We start from the raw sequence: 19,225 nt of genomic DNA on the forward strand, positions 1-19,225 counted from the left end.
TGTCGCGTCCCGTGGACGTCGGCGGGTGGGCACATTATGAACTCGAGTCGGCGTTCGCTCGCTCGCCGAGCCGTCGCGTTGCAGCATCGCGAACGCGGGAGAGCACGACGGGGTTGTCGCTCGGCCGGCCGACGCTCACCGCGTCGGCCCCGTATTCGGCGTACTCGCGGACGGTTTCGTCGTCGCGGACGCCGTTGTTGGCGACGACGAACAGGTCCGTCGCGGCGGTGATGTCGCCGATGATCGACTCGGTGTCCATCGCGTCGACGTGGACGAACGAGGCCCCTGCGCGTTCGAGTTCACGAGCGAGTGCCGGCAGTTCGACGCCGGGAACCTCCGCGCGGACTTTCGCGCCGACGGTGGCACCGGTGGCTGCGGCCGCCTCGACGTAGCCGGTGAGTCGCTCGCGGTCGGCCAGTAACGTCTCGCCGCAGCCGACGGCGCAGAGTTCGTCCTGTCTGCAGTGGGCGTTGATCTCGAGGAAGGCGTCGTGGCCGTCACAGATGCGAGCCGCCTCGACGATCGGGTCCGGCGTCGCACTGCGGACGTTGAACGCGGGCTGGATCGGCGCGTCCGCCAGGGCCTCGAGTTCGCGATCGAGAAAGGCGAGCGGATCGTCCGGAATGAACTCGGTGCGGTCGCGGGCGACGAGTTCTCGCGCCGCTGCTCTGGCGTCTGCGTCGAGGGCGATGCCGCCGAGGAACGCGGCCCCGGCGTATTCGGAACCGGCGCGCGCCCAGTCGGCGTTCGATTCGCCGCTGAGGCTGGCGAGTGCGAGCGGAGGGGTGAACATTCAACTGACGATGTCGATCGCTTCGGCGACCGCACGGATAACTCGTCTGGCATCCGCTTGGGAGTCGATTCGGATGTCCGTCTGGATCGTCGGGCGGTCGAACTCGGCGTCGTCGTCCGTGTCGATCACGTACGCGTCGGCGAACGGATAGGCGGTCGCGAGTCCGGACGTACTCGGTTCTGCGTTGACCGCCTGCATCAACTCGCCGGCCGGCCCGGAGAAGGCGTCGTCGCCGAGGAACGGGGAGACGACGACGACGGTCGTCTGGGCGAGGGCGTCAGCAAACCCGGGCAGCGCGAGCATCGGTCCGATACTCGTTACCGGATTCGATGGGCCGATGACGACGGTATCGTCGAGCGCCTCGAGCACGCCCGGCGCTGGCTCTGCCGTGGACGATCCGCGGAACTCGACGGTGTCGACGGACGGCTCGCCCCGACGACCGACCCAGTACTCCTGAAAGTGCATCATTCCCTCCGGCGTGTGAATGAGACTCGCAACGGGGTCGTTACTCATCGGCAGGAGGTCGACGTCGAGTCCGAACGCGTCGGCGAGTCGCGCGGTCGCCTCGCTCAGCGTCTGCCCCTGATCGAGGAGACTCGTTCGCGTGATGTGGACGGCCCGGTCCCGGTCGCCGATCGTCATGAACTCGGCAACTCCGGAGAAACGCCGCCAGCTCGCGAGTTCGCGGCCGGTAGTCTGTTTTTCCGTCGGAAGGTATTGCGGTCCCTCGGGAAGGTCGGCGGCGGAAGCGATGTCCATCAGCGCCGAATTGGTTCGATGCGTGTCGTCGTCGATGCCCCACCATCGCTCTCGGTCGAGGATCCCACCGCCCTGAAAGAGCAACGTATCGACGTCCGGCGAGACGAATAGTCCGCCGAGTTCGATGTCGTCGCCCGTGTTGGCGACGATCGTCGTCTCCTCCGGTGAGAACGCCACGCCGGCACCGTCTAACAATTTCGGCGTTCCGGTGCCCCCGGAGAGGAAGGTAACCATATCCCAGACTCTCGCCTGTGAGTACTTAATCACTTGTGGCCACGGCCGTGGTACCACTGCTCACTGACCGGGCCGACGGCGCGACGAAGACCGGCTACTGGTTCCAGGGTGCGTCGGCGGGATCGACCACCCGCTCGCCGCGATCGAGTTCGCTGATCTCGCTGAACTCGTCCTCGCTGAGATCGATCTCGCGCGCCGCGTAGTTCTCGCGGATGTGGTCGCCGGTCGCTTTGGGAATCGGGACGACGCCGTCGCGCTGGAGGTGCCAGGCGAGCGCGATCTGGATCGGATCGGAATCGTGGGCGGCCGCGATCTCCTGGAGCGTCTCGCTCTCGGCGAGTTCGCCGCGGGCGATCGGGCAGTATGCGACGGTCCGTATCTCTCGCTCTCGGGCGATTGAGACGAGGTCGTCTTGCTGGAGCCACGGGTGGAGTTCGATCTGGTGGGCGAGAAGCGGCGACTCGAGGGTGTCGACGGCCTCCCGGAGGAGATCCGGGGTGAAGTTGCTCACGCCGACGTGGCGGGTCAGTCCCTGCGTTCGGGCCTCGTCGAACGCGGGAAGGGTGTCCGCCGGGTCGTAGGCACCGGTCGGCCAGTGAACGTACAGCAGGTCGACGGTATCGACGCCGAGGCGGTCGAGGCTCTCGCGGGTCGTCTCGAGAACGTCGTCGCCGGCCAGGTTCGAGGGGTGGACCTTCGTCGCGAGGAAGATCTCGTCGCGGTCGACATCGGTTTGCTCGAGGGCGCGACCGACGGCCCGTTCGTTGTCGTACATCTGGGCGGTGTCGACGTGTCTGTAGCCCGTTTCGAGTGCCGTGACGACGGCGTCGGTACAGCTCTCGCCGTCGTGGCCGGACGTGCCGAATCCCGGCTGTGGAAGTCGTGTGGGTGAGGACACGTTCGACCGTACGCCGAGGTCGTACTCGGGCGTGGGGGAACCGGCAAATGGGAACGGAAACGGGACCGGGAGCGAAAACGAGAACGAGAACGGACGTCAGTCGACGATCCAGTCCGCGAAACTGCCCTCGAGCAGCGTCTCGCGCTGCCGGTCGACGTACCGTCGTTGCATCGTTTCGATCGCCGTCTCGAGATCCGCACCCTCTGCCACCGCCGCGCGAACCTGCTCGCGTTTCCACCGGGCCGGCGTCACCTGCTGACGGACGCGCCGGCGCAGCGGGTAAAGGTACTTCGCCGCCTGCTCGTCGGTCAGTCCGCGGGTTGTCAGGCCGTCCTCGGCGTGTGCGAGCAGGTCGTCGTAGAGCGCCAGCGTGTCCGTCGTTTCCTTGCCGTCGTTCNTTGTCAGGCCGTCCTCGGCGTGTGCGAGCAGGTCGTCGTAGAGCGCCAGCGTGTCCGTCGTTTCCTTGCCGTCGTTCGTGATCCAGACCAGATCCGCGTCGAGCCCGTCGCGCATCGCGGCGTAGAAGTTCTCGCGGGCGGTCTGCCAGTCGAGTTCGTGGACGGGATGTTCGAGCTGGACCAGGCTCTCGAGCAGGCCGGCGAAGGCGGCCAGGAAGGAGACGGAATCTCGAACCGTCGGCTGGGCGGGAATCGGCCTGAACTCGATGCGCGCGTTCGCGGCCGAGCGCGTCGGCCCGCCGAAGACGGGGCGCACCCACCGCCAGTATGTGCCGTGCTTGCGCCGGAAGTGAGGGAACTGGTCGTCGAAGCGCTCGCCGGCCTCGACGGGCATGGGGACCATCGTGTCGTCGCTGGCGACGCGGTCGATCGCCTCGTCGACCGACTCGAGATCGTGTGGGAATCGTACCTTCCCCTCGCCCGTGTTCGGATCGTTCAACACGGTCTCGAAGACGCTGATGCGGTGTTCCATCCAGCCGTCTTCGAGGATATCCGCGGCGGTCGCCCCGTCGTCATAGAGATCCGCGGGGAAAAAGGGCGAGTTCACGCCGAGCGCGAGCAGCGGGCCGGCGGTCCGGACGGCGTAGTTGAAGTACGCGGGGAGGTCGGGCGCGTGGGGGACCTGGTAGTGGGGCTGGATCGACGTGATGAGGCTCTCGGGCATGACCGTATCGGCCTGCAACGAGACGTGCGGCGCGTCGATACGCATGCCGGCCGCGTCGGCTCGGTCCGTGTTGGCCATCGCGTGGTAGCGCGCGGAGTCGCTCATGTTCGTCGCCGCACGGATCGACCGCGCGTTGCCGTCCGCACTATCGACGGTTCGCTCGACGCTGTCGGTAAGGTACGTCGTCGCGTCCTCGCCTTCCGGCGGAATCGTCCAGAGCCCGTCGCTGACCAGCCGCATCTGATCGGACTTGGTCACCTTCAACGCCGTCTGCAAGCGCGCTTTGACCTCGGACTCCTGAGCGGCGAGTCCGTGGACGTTCAACGGCTGTGGACTCGTCGTCATCTCGGCGTTGTGAAGTCCGAGTTCTTTCTCGAAGCCGATGAGTTCGAGCAGGCGACGAGGAACCCGCCGCAGCGCGCAGTCGTCGTCCTTGATCGCGTAGAACTCGTACTCGAGGCCGACGATGGCCTGGGGGTTGTCGAAGACGCCGTCCTCGACTTCCTCCTTGATCACCTCGGCGTCGGCTTCGGCTCGCTCGCGAAAGCCGTCGGCTTCGACCGACAACACGTCCGCGACCCGCGCCGCGAGGTCCGCTGTTGGCATACCTCCCTGTGCGAGCGCGACCGGTTTAAAGGTCGTCCTCGACCCTGCACGCTTGGGTGGCTGTCGCGACCGCTCGGGAGCCGAGACCACGGCGGCTACAGTCGAACGCTATCCGCTAGCAAGGCGAGATTGTCACCGGCAGCCGACCGGTCTCAGAACCGTTTTAGGCACCCCGGCGATAGACACCGCCGATGGAGTTCGCCACGTTCGCCGACCGTGTCGCCGCGATCGACGCCGAGTCCGCGGATCTCGAAATCGTCGCCCACGTTCGCGATCTGTTTGCAGACGCCGGCGACGACCTCCCCGTCGTCGCTCGATTCGTCCAGGGCCGGGTCTTTCCCGCCTGGGACTCGACCACGCTCGACATCGGCCCGAACACCTGCTACGAGGCCATCGCCCGCGCGGCGGGGACGAACGTCGACGCGGACGACGTGGAGGAGCGCCTCGCGGAGCGCGGCGAAATCGGCGACGTGGCGGCGAGTTACGATTTCGGCGGCCAGCAGGGACTGGGCGCGTTCACCGGCGGCGGTGGCGATAGCACCGGCAGCAGCGGCGGCGACGACCTCACCGTTCGCGAAGTCGACGAGACGCTCGCCGAACTCGCGGCCGCCGAGGGCGCGGGCAGCCAGGATCGAAAGGTCGACCTCCTCTTCGGGCTGTTCAACCGCTGTTCGAGTTCAGAAGCGCGCTATCTGGCTCGCCTCGTGCTCTCGGAGATGCGCATCGGCGTCGGCGAGGGGGCGGTCCGGGATGCGATCGCCGAGGCCTTCGACGTCCCCGAGGACCGTGTCGAACGTGCCCTGCAGGTCTCGAACGACTACGGACAGGTCGCGCGGGTCGCCCGCGACGCTGGCGTCCCGGGGCTCGACGACATCGAACTCGAACTCGGCCGGCCGGTTCAGGCGATGCTCGCCCAGGCGGGGACCGTTACCGACGCGATAGCGGAGTGGGACGAGGCCGGCGTCGAATGGAAGTACGACGGTGCCCGAATCCAGTTACACTACGATCCGGGCGGCGAGACGCGCGTCTTCTCGCGGAACATGGAGGAGGTGACCGATGCGCTGCCGGAGGTCGTCGAGTTCGCCGCGGAAGCGCTCGACGAGCCGGTCATTCTGGACGGCGAAGTCGTCGCGATCGATGAGGGCGGGAGTCCGCTGCCGTTTCAGGAGGTGCTCAAGCGCTTCCGGCGCAAGCACGACGTGGCGAAGGCTCGCGAGGACGTGCCGGTCCGCCCGGTCTTCTTCGATTGCCTCCACGCTGGGGGCGAGGACCTGCTCGAAGTGCCGCTGACGAGCAGGCACGAGCGCCTCGAGTCGGTGCTCGCCGCGAGGCCGGATCAGAATCAGGACCCCGCCGAAGTCGACGGCCTCTCGCTGCTGTGGCTCACCGACGACCCAGACGAGATCGAGGCCGTCGACGCCGACGCGCTCGAGGCGGGCCACGAGGGCATCATGCTCAAGAACCCCGAGTCGGCGTACTCGCCGGGCCGGCGCGGAAAGAACTGGCGGAAACGCAAGCCCGACGTGGAAACCCTCGACTGCGTCGTCACCGGCGCGGAGTGGGGCGAGGGCCGCCGAGCGACCTACCTCGGCACGTTCGAACTCTCCGTGCGCAACGGCGACGACCTCGAGACGGTCGGGAAGGTCGCAACCGGAATCACGGACGAAAAACTGGAAGAGCTGACCGAACTACTCGACCCCCACATCGCCGCCGAGGAGGGGCAGGACGTTGAACTCGAACCCGCGGTCGTCTTCGAGGTCGGCTACGAGGAGATCCAGGCGTCGCCGACGTACTCGTCGGGCTATGCGCTTCGCTTCCCGCGATTTGTGGGCGTTCGGTACGACAAGGGTCCCGAGGAAGCAGACACGCTCGAGCGCGTAGAAACACTCCAAGGCAAGTGACACCCCTTGTGGGCCTGATGCCGGAGCAAACGACGTTCTCATTGAGTTCAAGTAAACTACGCTCGGTCTATCCGACGAATACCGATTCTGCTGAATTGCCTGTTGACGGATTCATCACTACCGCTGAAGTGCCAGCGAAGCGAGTCCGGCGACGAGCAAGGAAGCAAAAAAGAAGACCACGCCCGGTTCGCCAGCCTCGAAGACGAGCCATGCAAGCAGGCCCTGTGTTCCGTCGGTGGCAGACGTGTGACTCGCCGGATCGATTCCTGTCGATCCAGGTCCGGTAGGCGAGAACAGCCCGTAGACTCCCCACTGGACAAACAGCGCACCGACACCGAGAATAGCGATACCGGCGACGACCTCGGAGAGCGATCGTTCAAGTCGGGGTCGGATTTCTTCTTGCCCGACGAACACGAGCGGATCGCTCGTGGGACCGTACACGATCATCTCGTTTCCCTTCTCCGAGTACCGACGTCCGACAGGTTCGATGAGTGTTGACTCTTCAAGCACCGAAACGTGGTGAGAGACGTTTTGTACGGAGGTATCGACCCTCGTTGCTAACTCCGATGCTGTCGCCGGCTCGTCGAACAGCGTTCGGTACACGTTTCGGCGCGTCTCGCTCGAGAGCACGTCGAAGAGTTCGTCGGCTTCCTCATCGTCCACGTCGATAATCCGGAGGGAAGCGTCTGCGGTTGGTGAGTTAGACGGAAGAACATCAGTGAGCGTCGACATTACACCCGAGTCGGTCCCCGTTCGAGACATACCTTTCCATACGTTAAACGACGATTTGAGTGATGGTCCGAAGTCGGCTTAGACGCGACCTGCCTCGTGATCCGTGAGAAATACCCTACTCGCTCTCGAAGGAGGAATCCGCGGCCAACACGGCTTCACGGGGATCGACCCGCCCGTGTCCGGTCTCGACATCAATGCCGTCGACCGGTTCAGCCGTCGAGGTAATCGTCCAGCGAACCTCATTCGGTTCGAGAGTCGGAGACGCGTCGACGACAAGCGCGGCGATGCCGCCAACGTACGCGGCCGCAGCGGACGTTCCCTCAAAAGACGGAGAAATCCTAGTCGGCTGGCTTCCTGAAGCGACTACGTAAACGCCGAGTCGCCCGTCGGTAGTGGGACCACGAGAGCTATACGGCTCAACCTCGTCAGATGTCGAGTCGATGGCCCCTACGGAGATCACTCCGGGGGCATCAGCAGGCGCGGCGATGCTTCCACTCGGTCGATTGTCCGTCAGAGAGTGCGTTGCCGACGCGATCCGGAGCCGCGTTCCGGTCTCTCTTTTCGGCCCACTCACAGCGAGAGCGTAGTTGTCAGCATCGAGCCGGGCGGTCAGTCGCTCGCTGGGGGTATTTCCGTGTTCGCGCGGAAGCGACTGTGCGACTCGTGAGATACTTCCACCGTCGTTGATCCGGTGGAGTTCAAGGAGATACTCCTCGTCTGGGTCCTCCCAAGAGAGGTGAAACTCCGCGCGACCGGGGGCACCCGTCACTTTGTTGAGCGAACCACTCTCGAAGGTGTGAGTGCCAGTTCCATCAGGTGAATAGTTTCCCGACCAATGACCAGTTCCAAGATTTCCCGCCGGTGCAACGACCACGACGCCGCGTTCAGTCGCCTTCGTCGTCGATTGTGCAAGTTGGGAGCTGCCACCGCCGAGCGTCCCCGCGTCTGCGACTGGCGCGACGACCACGTCCACGTCACGCGTGATCAGCCACTCAAGTCCCGCCTCGTAATCATCGGGCGTCTCAAATGTGGCTAGGTACAGTTCCGCGTCCGGAGCGGTGCGAGCGATCGTAGCTGCCACCGACGTGCCATGGCTGTCGCCGCCATCGACGGCGGATGCACCGCTGCCGAACTCGTTCGCAGCGACGATTCGATTTTGAAGGAGCGGGTACTCGATGTCGAAGCTGGTGACGTCAAGGACGCCGATTGACACGTTTTCGCCGGTAATGCCAGCTTCGTGGATCGTGTTGATCGTCTCGTCAGCATCAGTTTCTACCACAGAGGGGTCGTCCGATCCGGGGCTTTCGCCAATTGTGAGGGCGAGATAACCGATACCGCCGGAGAACGCGGACACGAGAAGGAGAACACACAGTACGACTAGCGCGTCAGTTCGATCCATCGATAGCATTTCTCAGGGTGTCGAGCAAGCGAAGGGAAACGAGCAGGCAAATGGGTGCGTGATTTGGTCGATCCCTTTCGCTTAGAGAGTTTGGGTGAGGTTGCGACGCACTTGGTTACCGTGTGAAGCTCTACTCACGGTCATTCGTCGCCGCTTACGACGTTCGTTGATCGGAGTTTTTCTTGGGGGCTATTCAATATCGTGCTTCCGGAGCAAATCGGGACGCTATTGTCCCGAATCAGGAGTTTCGAAGCGAACCCGAACGACCGACTCCGAGGATAACGCTGACACCGACGACAGAGAGCACCGTTCCGACTGCGAGAAGTCCGATTCCGAAGGTGGACGAACCGGCGAACAGCGAATCGTCCTCGTCAGCGCTATCGGAAATTTTCCCTTCTTCGTGCTCGGTGACCGTAGTATCGTCCGATACAGCCGGTTCAGTGACCGTTCCGGGGACTGATACGTTCATCTCGGGGTCGGTGGCTGACTGCGCGTCAACGACGAAATCGGTACCAGGTTCGACGTAATCGAGATCGAGATCCAACTCGAATACGCCGTGCTCGTCGATTTCAGTCTCCTCTTGAAGGAAGAACGTCCCTTCGGAGTGCAGTTCCACTTCGACGACCTGACCGGCATCGAGATCTGCTTCACCAGTTATCTGCTGGTCGGGAGCCGCTTCAAGCTCGAGTTCGTCTCCCCCGTGGACGATGACGATGCCGTTACTTTCGGCAGCGTTGTTACCGTCCTGGTTGCCAGTATCATCGGCGTCGATATCCGCTATCGAAATGACCGCGGTCCCTTTCGTTAGCCCATCACGTTCGGCCGTGACGTCGAGCAGATGGGTCTTCGGGAGGTTCGTCAGGTCGAACGTCGTCTCGAACCGTCCGTCCTCGTCGACGATGACCTCGTCTTCGAGCAGGAACGATTCGTCATCGGACGTCTCGAGGCGAATCTGTAGCGAGTTACCAGGCTTGATGCTCGTCGTTCCCGAAATCGTATGAGTCGGCTCGTTCTTCAGGTCAGCCCACTCCAGTTCTCGATCGAAGTCGAACTGGACGCTCGGTTCGACTACGAGCGAACCGGAGTTACCGCTGTCATCGCTCATGGCCGTAATATAGTAGGAGCCGCCAGGGAGCTCGTCATCGACTTCGTTCGTATGCACGGTGATATTTCGAACGTCGGCATCGGCCGCCGAAAGGTACGCGTCCGGATCGTCGGCACTGACATTTGCGGTGTCTAGCAGGATCGTGACGTTGTCATTACCCTCGACATCCGCCTCGAGGTGGAAGTGACCGTCGCGTGATTCGATCTCGAAATCGAAGGATTCACCGCCGGTGTTCACAACATCCATCTCCGCCGTTTCAGGGGGTTCGACGTCGTACGGGAGCTCTGTAAAGCCGAACTGACCGCCTCGGTCGGAGTCGTCCGATACGTTGTCGGCTGCAACGGGGGCCGCGAGTATGGCAGCGCTGAGCGTGATAACGAGTACTGCGACCCGAAGGTGATTCACTTGGAAGGCATTCGATACGTCTTGGAGGTGATTATCGGGCATCACCAGCACAGAGGGGCCAATTGGTAGTTAAATTCATGATAACTAAAATTTCTCGTTAACGTATCAGAGCCTCGACTCCGAGTTCCGCCGACGAGCGGTCCGAAGCCGAATCCGATCAGCGCTCCCACCGAGGACAGGTGAGCACCCTTAAGAGCCACGACGAACAGGATTCGCGTATGCAACCGCGCGACCTGTCCGATCACGTCGCATACGAGGCGGGTCGGGGCATCGAGGAGGTCGCCCGTGAACTCGGGCGCGATCCCGCTGAGTTCGTCAAACTCGCCTCGAACGAGAACCCGCTCGGGCCCTCGCCGGCGGCCGCCGACGCCATCCGCGAGGCCGCCTCGAACGTCAATTCGTACCCGAAGTCCGCCCACACCGACCTTACCGACGCCGTCGCCGACCGCTGGAGGGTCTCTCCCGCCCAGGTCTGGCTGGCAAACGGCGGCGACGGCGCGCTCGATTACCTCTCGCGGGCCATGCTCGAGCCCGGCGACGACGTGCTCGTCCCGACGCCCGGCTTCGCCTACTACGGGATGAGCGCGCGATTCCACCACGGCGACGTCCGCGAGTACGCGCTCGACCGCGAGGACGAGTTCACCCAGACCGCAGACACCGTCCTCACCGCGTACGACGGCGAGCGAATCGTCTACCTCACCAGCCCGCACAACCCGTCGGGGTCGACGATCGAACTCGCGGAGATCGAGCGTCTCGCGGACGAAACCGACGCGGAGACGCTCATCGTCGTCGACGAGGCCTACGGCGAGTTCGCCGAGACCGACAGCGCCGTCTCGCTCGTCGAGGGGCGGAACGGCTTCGACGCTCGCGACGATGTCGCCGTCTTACGGACGTTCTCGAAGGTCTACGGCCTCGCCGGGCTTCGTCTCGGCTACGCCGTCGTTCCCGGGGAATGGGCCGATGCCTACGCCCGCGTGAACACGCCCTTCGCCGCGAGCGAACTCGCCTGCCGGGCTGGCCTCGCCGCCCTCGAAGACGGCGACCACGTCGAGCGAACCGTCGAGACGGTCCGCAAGTCCCGCGCAACCATGCGCGAGGCAATCGACGCACACGTCTGGGAGAGCGCGGGGAACTTCGTCCTCGTCGACGTGGGTGACGCGACCGCAGTCGCCGACGCGATGCAAGAGCGCGGCGTCATCGTCCGCGATTGCACGAGTTTCGGTCTTCCGGAGTGCATCCGCATCACCTGCGGTACCGAGGCCGAAACCGAGCGCGCGATCGAGACGCTTTCCGACGTGCTCGCGACACTCGACCTCGACCACGAACCGGGATCGGAACCGGAATCGGAATCAGAACCGGAGGTGGCCGACACGTGAAAATCGCGATCACCGGCACGCCCGGAACGGGGAAAACGACAGCGACCCGACTGCTCAAATCCCGACTCGGCGAGTCCGCAGAAGAGTTCGAACTCGTCCACCTCAATCGGGTGCTCGAGGACGAGGGTCTCTACACCGAGGTCGACGCCAATCGAGAGAGCAAGGTCGCGGACCTCGACGCGCTAGCGGAGTGGCTCGCAGCGCGCGACGGGGATCGTATCGTCGAATCCCACCTCGCACACCACTTCGACGCCGACCGCGTCGCCGTCCTCCGGTGTGCGCCTACTGAACTCGAGACGCGCCTGCGCGAGCGCGGGGAAACCGACGCCAAGGCTCGCGAGAACGCAGAGAGCGAAGCACTGGACGTGATCCTCTCGGAAGCCGTCGACGAACACGGTCTCGAGTCGGTCTACGAAATCGACACGACCGACCGCGAGCCAGCGGCGGTCGCGGACGAACTCGTAGCTGTCGTAACCGGCGACCGGGAGCCGAGCGCCGGAGACGTTGACTTCATGGGGTATCTGACATGACACTCGATAGATTCAGACCGTACGTCTCGCGATTTCTGGACCCGTTCGTCACCGGCTTCGACCGCGTCGGTATGACGCCCAACGGGGTGAGCGTCCTCGCGTTCGGCATGGCTGTCCTGGCCGCTGGCGCGTTCTTCCTCGGCGGGCGGGCGGACCCGGTCTGGTATCTCGTCGCCGCGGTTCTCGTCTTCATCAACGGCTGGCTCGACATCGTCGACGGCGCACTCGCCCGCGAACAAGAGGTCGCCTCCGCGGGCGGCGATCTGCTTGATCACGTCCTCGACCGCTACGCCGACATCGTCATCATCGGCGGTCTCGCGGCCGGCATCGGCAACTACCTGCTCGGCTTCCTCGCCGTTACCGGCGTCGTCATGACCTCCTACCTCGGGACCCAGGCCCAGGCCGTCGGCCTCGACCGCGTCTACGGCGGTCTTGTCGGCCGCGCCGACCGCCTCGCGATCATCGGCGTCGCCGGCGTCCTTGCTTTTCCCGTTTCGGGTGACCTCGGCGGGTTGACGATGGTCGGCTGGCTGCTGGTCTTCCTCGCCGTCGTCGGCCATCTGACCGCTCTCCAGCGGTTCTTTTACTCCTGGTCTGCGCTGGATTGAGGTCGTTTTCAGGCGCCCGGACTTCGGGGATAGGGCGTTTCGTGACGGGGAGTTCGGTTCCAGCGAGGGTCCAGCGAGAGCGTTCTTCTCTGCGACAGGGCCGCGCCGCATGGTTTATGACTCGCCGGGATATAGGTCCACTCATGGTTCAGTGCGAGATGTGTGGCGCCGAGACGTCGTCTCCGAAGACCATCAAGGTCGAGGGCGCGAAGCTAGACGTGTGCGCGGACTGTACCGACTTCGGAACCGAGGTCAAACAGACCTCGAGTTCGAACACGTCCACCAAGTACTCGACCGGGTCGTCCTCGAGTTCAGGCGGCCAGTCCGGCGGGTCGGCCTCGGGCGGGACGAGTTCGTCGTCCTCGTCCTCGAGTTCACAGCGCCGGTCGGACATGTTCGACGACATGGACGAACTCGCGACGGATTACGACGAACTCGTCCGCTCGGCCCGCGAGGAGCAGGGTCTCAGCCAGTCGGATCTGGCGAACGAACTCAACGAGAAGTCGAGTCTCATCCGCAAGATCGAGCGGGGTGATACGCTGCCGAGCGATCGCGTCCAGTCGAAACTCGAGCGCTTCCTCGAAATCAATCTGAGCGCGGAGGGTGGGTCGAGCGAGGACTCCGAGTGGTCCGGTGGCTCTTCCTCGGGCAGTTACACGCTCGGTGATGTCGTCAAGCGCAAGGATTGAGGGGGGATAGCGGATCACGGACCGCAACCAGAGCGGGACCGGTGAGAGACTGAGTCGGTTACAGCCCGCCGTCGACCGCGGATATTGCCGCGAGTCGACGACCGACTCGCAAGCTATTTCTTTCGCGGGACGGGCCTCTCTGCTATGTTCGTCCTCGTCAACCTGAAGACGTATCCGTGTGATCCGGTCGCCGTTGCGGAGGCCGTCCGCGACGTAAACGAGACAACTGACGCTCGCCTGGCCGTTGCACCTCAAGCGGCCCACCTCGAACGCGTCGCCGAGACCGGTGTGGAGACGTGGGCCCAGCACGTCGATCCGATCGACTACGGGAGCAACACGGGACACGCGCTCGCCGAATCCGTCGCCGAGGCGGGCGCGGTCGGGACGCTGATTAACCACTCCGAGCAGCGCCTGAAGCTCGCAGATATCGACGGCTCCGTTCAGGCGGCACAGCGAGCCGACCTGGAAACCGTCGTCTGCGCGAACAACCCGGCCCAGATCGGCGCTGCGGCGGCGCTCGGCTCCGACGCCGTCGCCGTCGAACCCCCCGAACTCATCGGCACCGGCACGCCGGTCAGTCAGGCCGATCCCGACGTCGTCGAAGACGCCGTCGACGCCGCGGCCGGCGTCGATTCCGAGGTATCCGTACTCTGCGGTGCCGGCATCAGCACCGGCGACGACGTGGTCGCCGCGGGTGAACTCGGTGCCGAGGGCGTCCTGCTCGCAAGCGGCGTCGCGAAGGCAGACGATCCGACGGCGGCGCTCGAAGCGCTCGTCGATCCGCTCTAACGCGACCCGACACGAAGACGACCAGCCCGACGACTTTTCTCTCGCCGCGCCGATGTCCCACCTATGACCGACCAGCGACCCGTCGGTGTCGCACTCGAGAACCGGCTCATGAGCCACGGCATCTACGTCACCGCGTTCGAAACGGCGGGAAGCGACGGAAACACGACGGCCGAAACGGCGGGTGCAGCTATCGACGATGGCGCGCGAATCGAACTCGAATACGAGACCGTCTCGGAGACCCCCGGGATCACGAGCGACGAAGTCGGAGCCGTCCTCAGAACATTGCTCGCGATCGCCGACGAACGCGAGTGGCAACCCGGTCGACTTGAGGCGACCTCGCTGACACCCGAGGACGACCGCCGTGGCACCTGGCACGTCGAGCGCGAGTGGTTCGACCGCCTCTCGGCGGACCTCTCGCAGGTCGAGTTCTCCCAGCGCGTTCTCGAGACGGTTACCCAGGAGGGCTTCGATTGATCCGAGATACTGACTATCAGGAACGAGTGAGAGTCAGTCTGAGTAGATACGTTAATAATGATTCACACACCAAGGTACCGACGACCGCTGTATGTCCGGAGAACAGGTATTCGTCTCGCACGCCCCCGGTGATCTCGAACTCGTCCAAGACCTGTTCTCGACGGTCAAGAACTTCCCGTTCGGCGTCCACATCGCCTTAGAAGAGATCGAATCCGGCCGCTCGCGGGCGCGTCTCGAGGGGCGACTCGCCAACAGCGACGTGGTCGTTGCCGTGTTAACCGAGCGGGCGGCGACCAGCCAGTGGATCAATCAGGAGACCGGCTACGCGCTCGCAAAGGGCATTCCCGTCCTCCCGCTGTACGACAGCGAGGAGAATCGCGGCGGCTTCATCACCGACGTCGAAGGCGTCGCGATCGACCGCGAGAACCCGTCGGTGACCATCTTCAACCTGCTCTGTCGGCTCCGAAGTGAACTCGCGCCGCTCGGCGCGCTCTCGGTACCGAACTGGTACGTGCGGTTCCCGTGTACGGTTTCGAACTGCGACCACCCGGTGACACTCGAAATCGAGCGCAACCAGACGAAACTCTGGAAACTCCACCAACACGGCCAAACGCTCTCGACGGCCTGTGCGAACTGCGGGTCGCAGTATTATTTCGATCCGGGAACGATCGGGTACCTTCGTCGGGAGTGAGTAAACCCGAAGGATTTGCGATGTTCGGCGAGTCCGCTACTCGAAGCGAGTGAAACGGCGGGAGAATCGGGACACCAATAGTGGTTCGGGTCCGATGAGTACGTATGGACACCGCAGTCCGGGTTGCTGATCGGGGAGTGACCGTCGACCGCGAGACGATCGCGATTGGAATTGTCGATGTCGTCCTTCTTACGGGACTGATCATGTTCGGGCAGTCTCACCACGGGTCACTCGGCGGCCCACTCGCAACGCTCGAACGCGTCGCGCCGTTTTTGATCGGGTGGTTCGCGATGGCGTTGCTGGCAGGTCTCTACACCAGAGTCGCGACTCGATCGCTCGTCGAGACAATTCGAATCACGGCGCTGACGTGGATCGCAGCGGCGAACATCGGGCTTGCGCTTCGCGCCTCGCCCTATTTCGAGGGTGGGTTCCACTGGACGTTCAGCTTCGTGATCACCGGCTTCGGGCTACTCGCACTGGTCAGTTGGCGGTTCGGCTACGTCGCCATGCGCCGATACTGATCTTTCCTCGACTCGCCTGCGTCGAGTTCTATCTCGCGTGTCGACGATTGCACACAGCGATGGCGATACAGAAGGTACGCAAAGTGGTCGTGCATCCGCTTTCGGCAGTGACAGCTAGAAACACAGTTTCTGAGAACGGAACGTGTGCCGGATATCCGCCGCTAGGCGATTCTATGAGTAATTATAGGGTATGTAATACGATATATTTAACCCACATTGTGGATTTATAACCAATTCATAAGTTATAGGGATCCAGTACGGTGAATATGGATTAGAAACCAGTTCAATATCAAGCGATTATGGGAAACACTTATATACTTATTTCGCGTACTCTAGGATAGATTATGACTGGATACTACGACCTTGTTCTTGGCCTCATCCCAGTCGCATTACTCGGGATCACTGCAGCCCTGACGGCCGTCGGCCTTTCGTTGATCGCTGCCGTTCCTATCGGCGCGTTAGCCGCGATGGCGATCATCGGCCACGCAATGTTCATCAATACGCCTGCCGATGTCTCGGACGAAGCGAGATCCGCAAAGCCGCCGCTCAACGCGGACTAGGCGTCCCTTTCCAGTCACCCTCGTTTTAGCTTGGCCCGAGTTCGTCGCTGTCTGGGCGTCTGTCCTCTCAAGTCAGGGCGCACGCTGGGTAGAAAACGATGCACTGCCGAGTGCGCGACGAGTCGTGGCGTCGACCGCTATGGCGTTTGCGGTCGGATCTTGAATCCGTATCGCGTCACCCCTTCCTGGGTGTAGATGCGGCGGATCGTCGTCTCGACGCGATCACCAACAGCGAAGGCATCGGGTGCAGCGTCGGTGCCCATCGCAGGAACGCTGACCGTGCGAGGAGTGGCTGTATCCCCGTTCGTATTTGCGCCTGCGGTTTCGTTTCCGTTTCCATTTCCGTTTCTGTTTTCGTCTCCGTCTCTGTCGCGGTCGTCCGCCGCTGCGTCGAGTGCAACGATCGCCGCCGCGTAGTCGCCACTCCGGGATTGGTGGGAGGCGAACTCCGGTGGAGCGCCCCCCTGCGAAATCGTCGTGACGGCTTCGACGGTCCCAGTTCCGGCGAGTTCAACTGACTCGGCGGCATCGAGCGTCCCGCAGCCGTCACAGGCACCCGTTGGCGGGAACGAGAGTGCGCCACAGTCGGGACAGCGGCCGGCTTCGAGGCGGTACCGCTGGGGGATCGAACGCTGCCAGGAGGGGACGCTAACGTACGCGCCGCCGCCCGATGGCGGACCGGTCGTGACGACGCCGCGCTGGCGCAGGTACTCCGCGTACGAGAGGGTGTCCTCGCCTTCGAGATCGATGCGCGCCGGCACGTCCCCGGCGGTCTCGAGCGCGAACGCGTCGGCCCCGGCCCCGCTGCCGTAGGAGACAGCGAGGATCGACCCGGTGCCGGCGGCGAGTGCAGCGGCGAGCGAGACGGGGACGCTCGCGGCACCGAGATCGCCGAGGTCGTGGACGGTCGCAGCGGCCTGGATGTCGTCGGTGTCGACGCCCGCTGCGCCGGCGGCGCGGTAGGGAAGTTTGCCGTCCGGTGCCTGGATCACCGCTGCCTCGGGATCCGGCTCGCGCTCGAGTTCGGCGACGGCACCGCCGATCGTTTGGGTGAACGCCCGGCGGTCGTACTGCGTGACGCCGAGCCCCTGCGTCTCGTCGTCGCCGGTATTTCGGAATCGCGTTCCGGGATAGGGGCGGGCGAACTCGGCGCGGTCGGCGATGTGGGCGGGGCCGTCGGGTTCGAGGACGAGCGCCGCGGCACCCGCGCCGGCGGCGTGGTCGAGTTCGCCGTCCGGGTGGCCCACCGGGGCGTCGGCGGTGACGACGAGGGCGGTCGCCCCGGAAGCGTTCGCGTCGATCGCGTCCACGCCGGCCCAGATCGCGCGCGTTCCGGCCCGCGTGCTTCCCGTGAAGACGTGGCGGGTGGCCGACTCGGAGACGGCGAGCATCGCGCCCAGACGGGCCGTCAGGTCCCCCTCGGCGACGGGCGGAGTCGAGGTGGCGAACGCGAGCCAGTCGACGTCCGTGCCCTCGAGTTCAGCCGCCTCGAGTGCGCGGATTGCGGCCTCGTAGCCCATCGTCAGGGCGTCCTCGTCGGCGGCGGGGACGGCCTTTTCGGAGATGCCGGCGGCCTGGAAGTGGCCCCAGGCCGCCTCGAAGGCCTCGGCGGAGATCCGGAACCGAGGGGTGTACGCGCCGACGGCGGTGACGGCGGTCATCGGGCGCTCACCTCCTGTTGCTTCTCGAAAACGTGCACGACCGCAGCACCGCCGCTGCCGCCGACGTTGTGCGTGAGTCCGCGCGTCGGGGTTTCGACCTGTCGATCGCCGGCCTTCCCGGAGAGCTGTTTGAACGCCTCGACGACCTGTCCCGCACCCGTCGCGCCGATCGGGTGGCCCTTGGACTTGAGGCCGCCGGAGGTGTTGACCGGGAGGTCGCCGCCGAGTTCGGTCGCGCCGGACTCGATGAGGTCGCCGGCGTCGCCGGGTTCGCAAAAGCCGAGGTCCTCGTAGGCGAGCAGTTCGGCGATGGCGAAGCAGTCGTGGACCTCCGCGAAGTCGAGGTCGGCGGGATCGATGTCGGCCATCTCGTAGGCCGTCTCGGCGGCGCGCCGGCTCGCGGGGACGCCGGTGTAGGTGTCGCGCTGGAACAGTCCCACGCTGTCGCTGCCCGCGCCGACGCCGGCGACGCGGATCGGGTCGTCGGTGTAGTCGTCGACGACGTCCTCGCCGACGATCAGGGCGCAGGCCGCGCCGTCGGAGGTCGGACAGCAGTGATAGAGATTGAGCGGGTCCGCGACGACGGGGGCGGACTGGGCGTCCGCGAGCGTACACTCGAATCCGAGCTGGGCGTGGGGATTCTTCGCGCCGTTCGCGTGGTTCTTGACGGCGACCCGCGAGAGCTGTTCGCGAGTGGTGCCGTACTCGTTCATGTGGGCGCTGGCCATCTGGGCGTAGACGCCGGAAAAGGTAGTTCCGGAGAGCCGTTCCCACTCGGTTTCGCCGGAGACGCCGAGCCAGTACTTCGTCGCATCTGAACTCGTGTCGGTCATGACCTCGAAACCGCCCGCGAGGGCGACATCTGCCATGCCGGATTTGACGGCTTGGACGGCCTGCCGGACGGCGAAGCCGCTCGCCGCGCAGGCGTTTTCGACCCGCGTACAGGGAACGCCGTCGAGGCCGACGTGCTCGGTGACCGCCGGCCCCGAAAGGCCGAGTTGCCGGCCGCCGACACCGAGCGTGCCGATGAAGGCCTCGTCGATTTCGTCCGCGTCGAACTCGTCCGGAACGCTGTCTACGGCCGCGTCGAACGCCGTTCGAAACAGTGAGCGGTAGCTCTCCTCGGGAAAGGCCCCGTAGGCCGACTGTCCCGCACCGACGAGATAGGCGTCTCGCATACACGAGAACGGTCGGCCCGGTATGAAATAGATTTCGTCAACGGTTCGCACGCGCTGTACCGAGTCGTTGCTCGTCTCGGCCCCGCACGTAGGCCGGGCGTTCTCGAGTCGGATCTCCCTACTCGAACGCGGCGTTTTCGTACGCTCTCCGTACCCGCGGGCGACGCCGGTCAACGGCGAGTTTCGACGCGACG

Annotated in this window: 19 protein-coding genes; 10 read left to right on the forward strand and 9 right to left on the reverse strand. The window is 64.4% G+C overall.

The window, feature by feature from the left end:
* Window positions 1-34: 34 nt before the first annotated feature.
* The 4 genes from C481_RS07840 to C481_RS07855 all read right to left on the reverse strand — a co-directional run bounded on the left by C481_RS07840 (window position 35) and on the right by C481_RS07855 (window position 4,412).
* A complete protein-coding gene (locus C481_RS07840; protein WP_006108631.1) occupies window positions 35-793 on the reverse strand; it encodes a tRNA-dihydrouridine synthase in 759 nt (252 codons plus the stop codon).
* A complete protein-coding gene (cofD, locus tag C481_RS07845; RefSeq protein WP_006108632.1) occupies window positions 794-1,786 on the reverse strand; it encodes a 2-phospho-L-lactate transferase in 993 nt (330 codons plus the stop codon). It abuts the gene before it with no gap.
* 94 nt (window positions 1,787-1,880) lie between these two features.
* Entirely contained in the window at window positions 1,881-2,684 is an 804-nt protein-coding gene (locus C481_RS07850) for an aldo/keto reductase (protein ID WP_006108633.1), read from the reverse strand.
* A 96-nt stretch (window positions 2,685-2,780) separates the two neighbouring features.
* The gene (locus C481_RS07855) at window positions 2,781-4,412 is read right to left on the reverse strand and encodes an importin beta family protein (protein ID WP_006108634.1); all 1,632 of its coding nucleotides are present in this window, start codon (window positions 4,410-4,412) and stop codon (window positions 2,781-2,783) included.
* A 191-nt stretch (window positions 4,413-4,603) separates the two neighbouring features.
* Here C481_RS07855 and ligA point away from each other — a divergent pair, with 191 nt between their 5' ends.
* Complete coding sequence (ligA, locus tag C481_RS07860; RefSeq protein WP_006108635.1) at window positions 4,604-6,313, forward strand: ATP-dependent DNA ligase LigA; 1,710 nt, start codon at window positions 4,604-4,606, stop codon at window positions 6,311-6,313.
* Window positions 6,314-6,430: 117 nt separating this feature from the next.
* Here ligA and C481_RS07865 read toward each other — a convergent pair whose 3' ends face one another.
* From C481_RS07865 to C481_RS07875, 3 genes are all read right to left on the reverse strand, one after another.
* The gene (locus C481_RS07865) at window positions 6,431-7,045 is read right to left on the reverse strand and encodes an ArsR/SmtB family transcription factor (RefSeq protein ID WP_049904507.1); all 615 of its coding nucleotides are present in this window, start codon (window positions 7,043-7,045) and stop codon (window positions 6,431-6,433) included.
* A 115-nt stretch (window positions 7,046-7,160) separates the two neighbouring features.
* Entirely contained in the window at window positions 7,161-8,324 is a 1,164-nt protein-coding gene (locus tag C481_RS07870; protein ID WP_241434665.1) for a S8 family serine peptidase, read from the reverse strand.
* A 358-nt stretch (window positions 8,325-8,682) separates the two neighbouring features.
* Complete coding sequence (locus C481_RS07875) at window positions 8,683-9,996, reverse strand: BGTF surface domain-containing protein (RefSeq protein ID WP_049904509.1); 1,314 nt, start codon at window positions 9,994-9,996, stop codon at window positions 8,683-8,685.
* A gap of 176 nt (window positions 9,997-10,172) precedes the next feature.
* Between C481_RS07875 and hisC the strand changes: the two genes are divergently transcribed.
* The 9 genes from hisC (at window position 10,173) to C481_RS07925 (ending at window position 16,192) form a co-directional block, all read left to right on the forward strand.
* Window positions 10,173-11,330, forward strand: a complete 1,158-nt coding sequence (gene hisC / locus C481_RS07880; protein ID WP_006108639.1) for a histidinol-phosphate transaminase — start codon at window positions 10,173-10,175, stop codon at window positions 11,328-11,330.
* Window positions 11,327-11,860 (forward strand): adenylate kinase family protein, encoded by a 534-nt coding sequence (locus C481_RS07885; protein ID WP_006108640.1) that lies wholly within the window; start codon window positions 11,327-11,329, stop codon window positions 11,858-11,860. Before hisC ends, C481_RS07885 begins: the two co-directional genes overlap by 4 nt.
* Window positions 11,857-12,468 (forward strand): CDP-alcohol phosphatidyltransferase family protein, encoded by a 612-nt coding sequence (locus tag C481_RS07890; protein ID WP_006108641.1) that lies wholly within the window; start codon window positions 11,857-11,859, stop codon window positions 12,466-12,468. The genes C481_RS07885 and C481_RS07890 overlap by 4 nt, the downstream gene beginning before the upstream one ends.
* A gap of 143 nt (window positions 12,469-12,611) precedes the next feature.
* On the forward strand, window positions 12,612-13,157 hold the full coding sequence (locus C481_RS21130; RefSeq protein WP_083860900.1) for a multiprotein bridging factor aMBF1: 546 nt from the start codon (window positions 12,612-12,614) through the stop codon (window positions 13,155-13,157).
* A 144-nt stretch (window positions 13,158-13,301) separates the two neighbouring features.
* Complete coding sequence (gene tpiA, locus C481_RS07905) at window positions 13,302-13,946, forward strand: triose-phosphate isomerase (RefSeq protein WP_006108644.1); 645 nt, start codon at window positions 13,302-13,304, stop codon at window positions 13,944-13,946.
* Between the two features lie 63 nt (window positions 13,947-14,009).
* Window positions 14,010-14,420, forward strand: a complete 411-nt coding sequence (locus tag C481_RS07910; protein ID WP_006108645.1) for a hypothetical protein — start codon at window positions 14,010-14,012, stop codon at window positions 14,418-14,420.
* Window positions 14,421-14,511: 91 nt separating this feature from the next.
* Complete coding sequence (locus tag C481_RS07915; RefSeq protein WP_006108646.1) at window positions 14,512-15,111, forward strand: toll/interleukin-1 receptor domain-containing protein; 600 nt, start codon at window positions 14,512-14,514, stop codon at window positions 15,109-15,111.
* Window positions 15,112-15,215: 104 nt separating this feature from the next.
* Window positions 15,216-15,632, forward strand: coding sequence for a DUF3054 domain-containing protein (locus tag C481_RS07920; RefSeq protein WP_006108647.1), 417 nt, complete (start codon window positions 15,216-15,218; stop codon window positions 15,630-15,632).
* A gap of 344 nt (window positions 15,633-15,976) precedes the next feature.
* The gene (locus tag C481_RS07925) at window positions 15,977-16,192 is read left to right on the forward strand and encodes a hypothetical protein (RefSeq protein ID WP_006108648.1); all 216 of its coding nucleotides are present in this window, start codon (window positions 15,977-15,979) and stop codon (window positions 16,190-16,192) included.
* Between the two features lie 137 nt (window positions 16,193-16,329).
* On the opposite strand, the gene C481_RS07930 is transcribed toward C481_RS07925, so the two are convergent.
* Together C481_RS07930 and C481_RS07935 are read right to left on the reverse strand one after the other, a co-directional pair.
* The gene (locus C481_RS07930) at window positions 16,330-17,853 is read right to left on the reverse strand and encodes a zinc ribbon domain-containing protein (protein WP_006108649.1); all 1,524 of its coding nucleotides are present in this window, start codon (window positions 17,851-17,853) and stop codon (window positions 16,330-16,332) included.
* Window positions 17,850-19,031 (reverse strand): thiolase domain-containing protein, encoded by a 1,182-nt coding sequence (locus C481_RS07935; protein ID WP_049904510.1) that lies wholly within the window; start codon window positions 19,029-19,031, stop codon window positions 17,850-17,852. The genes C481_RS07930 and C481_RS07935 overlap by 4 nt, the downstream gene beginning before the upstream one ends.
* Window positions 19,032-19,225: the final 194 nt, after the last annotated feature.

This window comes from Natrialba asiatica DSM 12278 (assembly GCF_000337555.1).
Classification (GTDB): domain Archaea; phylum Halobacteriota; class Halobacteria; order Halobacteriales; family Natrialbaceae; genus Natrialba; species Natrialba asiatica.

Bases quoted from the DNA above. Each gene is read 5' to 3' on its own strand.
- C481_RS07840 (WP_006108631.1), bottom strand. From the start codon at position 793: ATGTTCACCCCTCCGCTCGCACTCGCCAGCCTCAGCGGCGAATCGAAC.
- cofD (WP_006108632.1), bottom strand. From the start codon at position 1,786: ATGGTTACCTTCCTCTCCGGGGGCACCGGAACGCCGAAATTGTTAGAC.
- ligA (WP_006108635.1), top strand. From the start codon at position 4,604: ATGGAGTTCGCCACGTTCGCCGACCGTGTCGCCGCGATCGACGCCGAG.
- C481_RS07865 (WP_049904507.1), bottom strand. From the start codon at position 7,045: ATGTCGACGCTCACTGATGTTCTTCCGTCTAACTCACCAACCGCAGAC.
- C481_RS07875 (WP_049904509.1), bottom strand. From the start codon at position 9,996: ATGCCCGATAATCACCTCCAAGACGTATCGAATGCCTTCCAAGTGAAT.
- hisC (WP_006108639.1), top strand. From the start codon at position 10,173: ATGCAACCGCGCGACCTGTCCGATCACGTCGCATACGAGGCGGGTCGG.
- C481_RS07890 (WP_006108641.1), top strand. From the start codon at position 11,857: ATGACACTCGATAGATTCAGACCGTACGTCTCGCGATTTCTGGACCCG.
- C481_RS21130 (WP_083860900.1), top strand. From the start codon at position 12,612: ATGGTTCAGTGCGAGATGTGTGGCGCCGAGACGTCGTCTCCGAAGACC.
- tpiA (WP_006108644.1), top strand. From the start codon at position 13,302: ATGTTCGTCCTCGTCAACCTGAAGACGTATCCGTGTGATCCGGTCGCC.
- C481_RS07910 (WP_006108645.1), top strand. From the start codon at position 14,010: ATGACCGACCAGCGACCCGTCGGTGTCGCACTCGAGAACCGGCTCATG.
- C481_RS07915 (WP_006108646.1), top strand. From the start codon at position 14,512: ATGTCCGGAGAACAGGTATTCGTCTCGCACGCCCCCGGTGATCTCGAA.
- C481_RS07920 (WP_006108647.1), top strand. From the start codon at position 15,216: ATGGACACCGCAGTCCGGGTTGCTGATCGGGGAGTGACCGTCGACCGC.
- C481_RS07925 (WP_006108648.1), top strand. From the start codon at position 15,977: ATGACTGGATACTACGACCTTGTTCTTGGCCTCATCCCAGTCGCATTA.
- C481_RS07930 (WP_006108649.1), bottom strand. From the start codon at position 17,853: ATGACCGCCGTCACCGCCGTCGGCGCGTACACCCCTCGGTTCCGGATC.
- C481_RS07935 (WP_049904510.1), bottom strand. From the start codon at position 19,031: ATGCGAGACGCCTATCTCGTCGGTGCGGGACAGTCGGCCTACGGGGCC.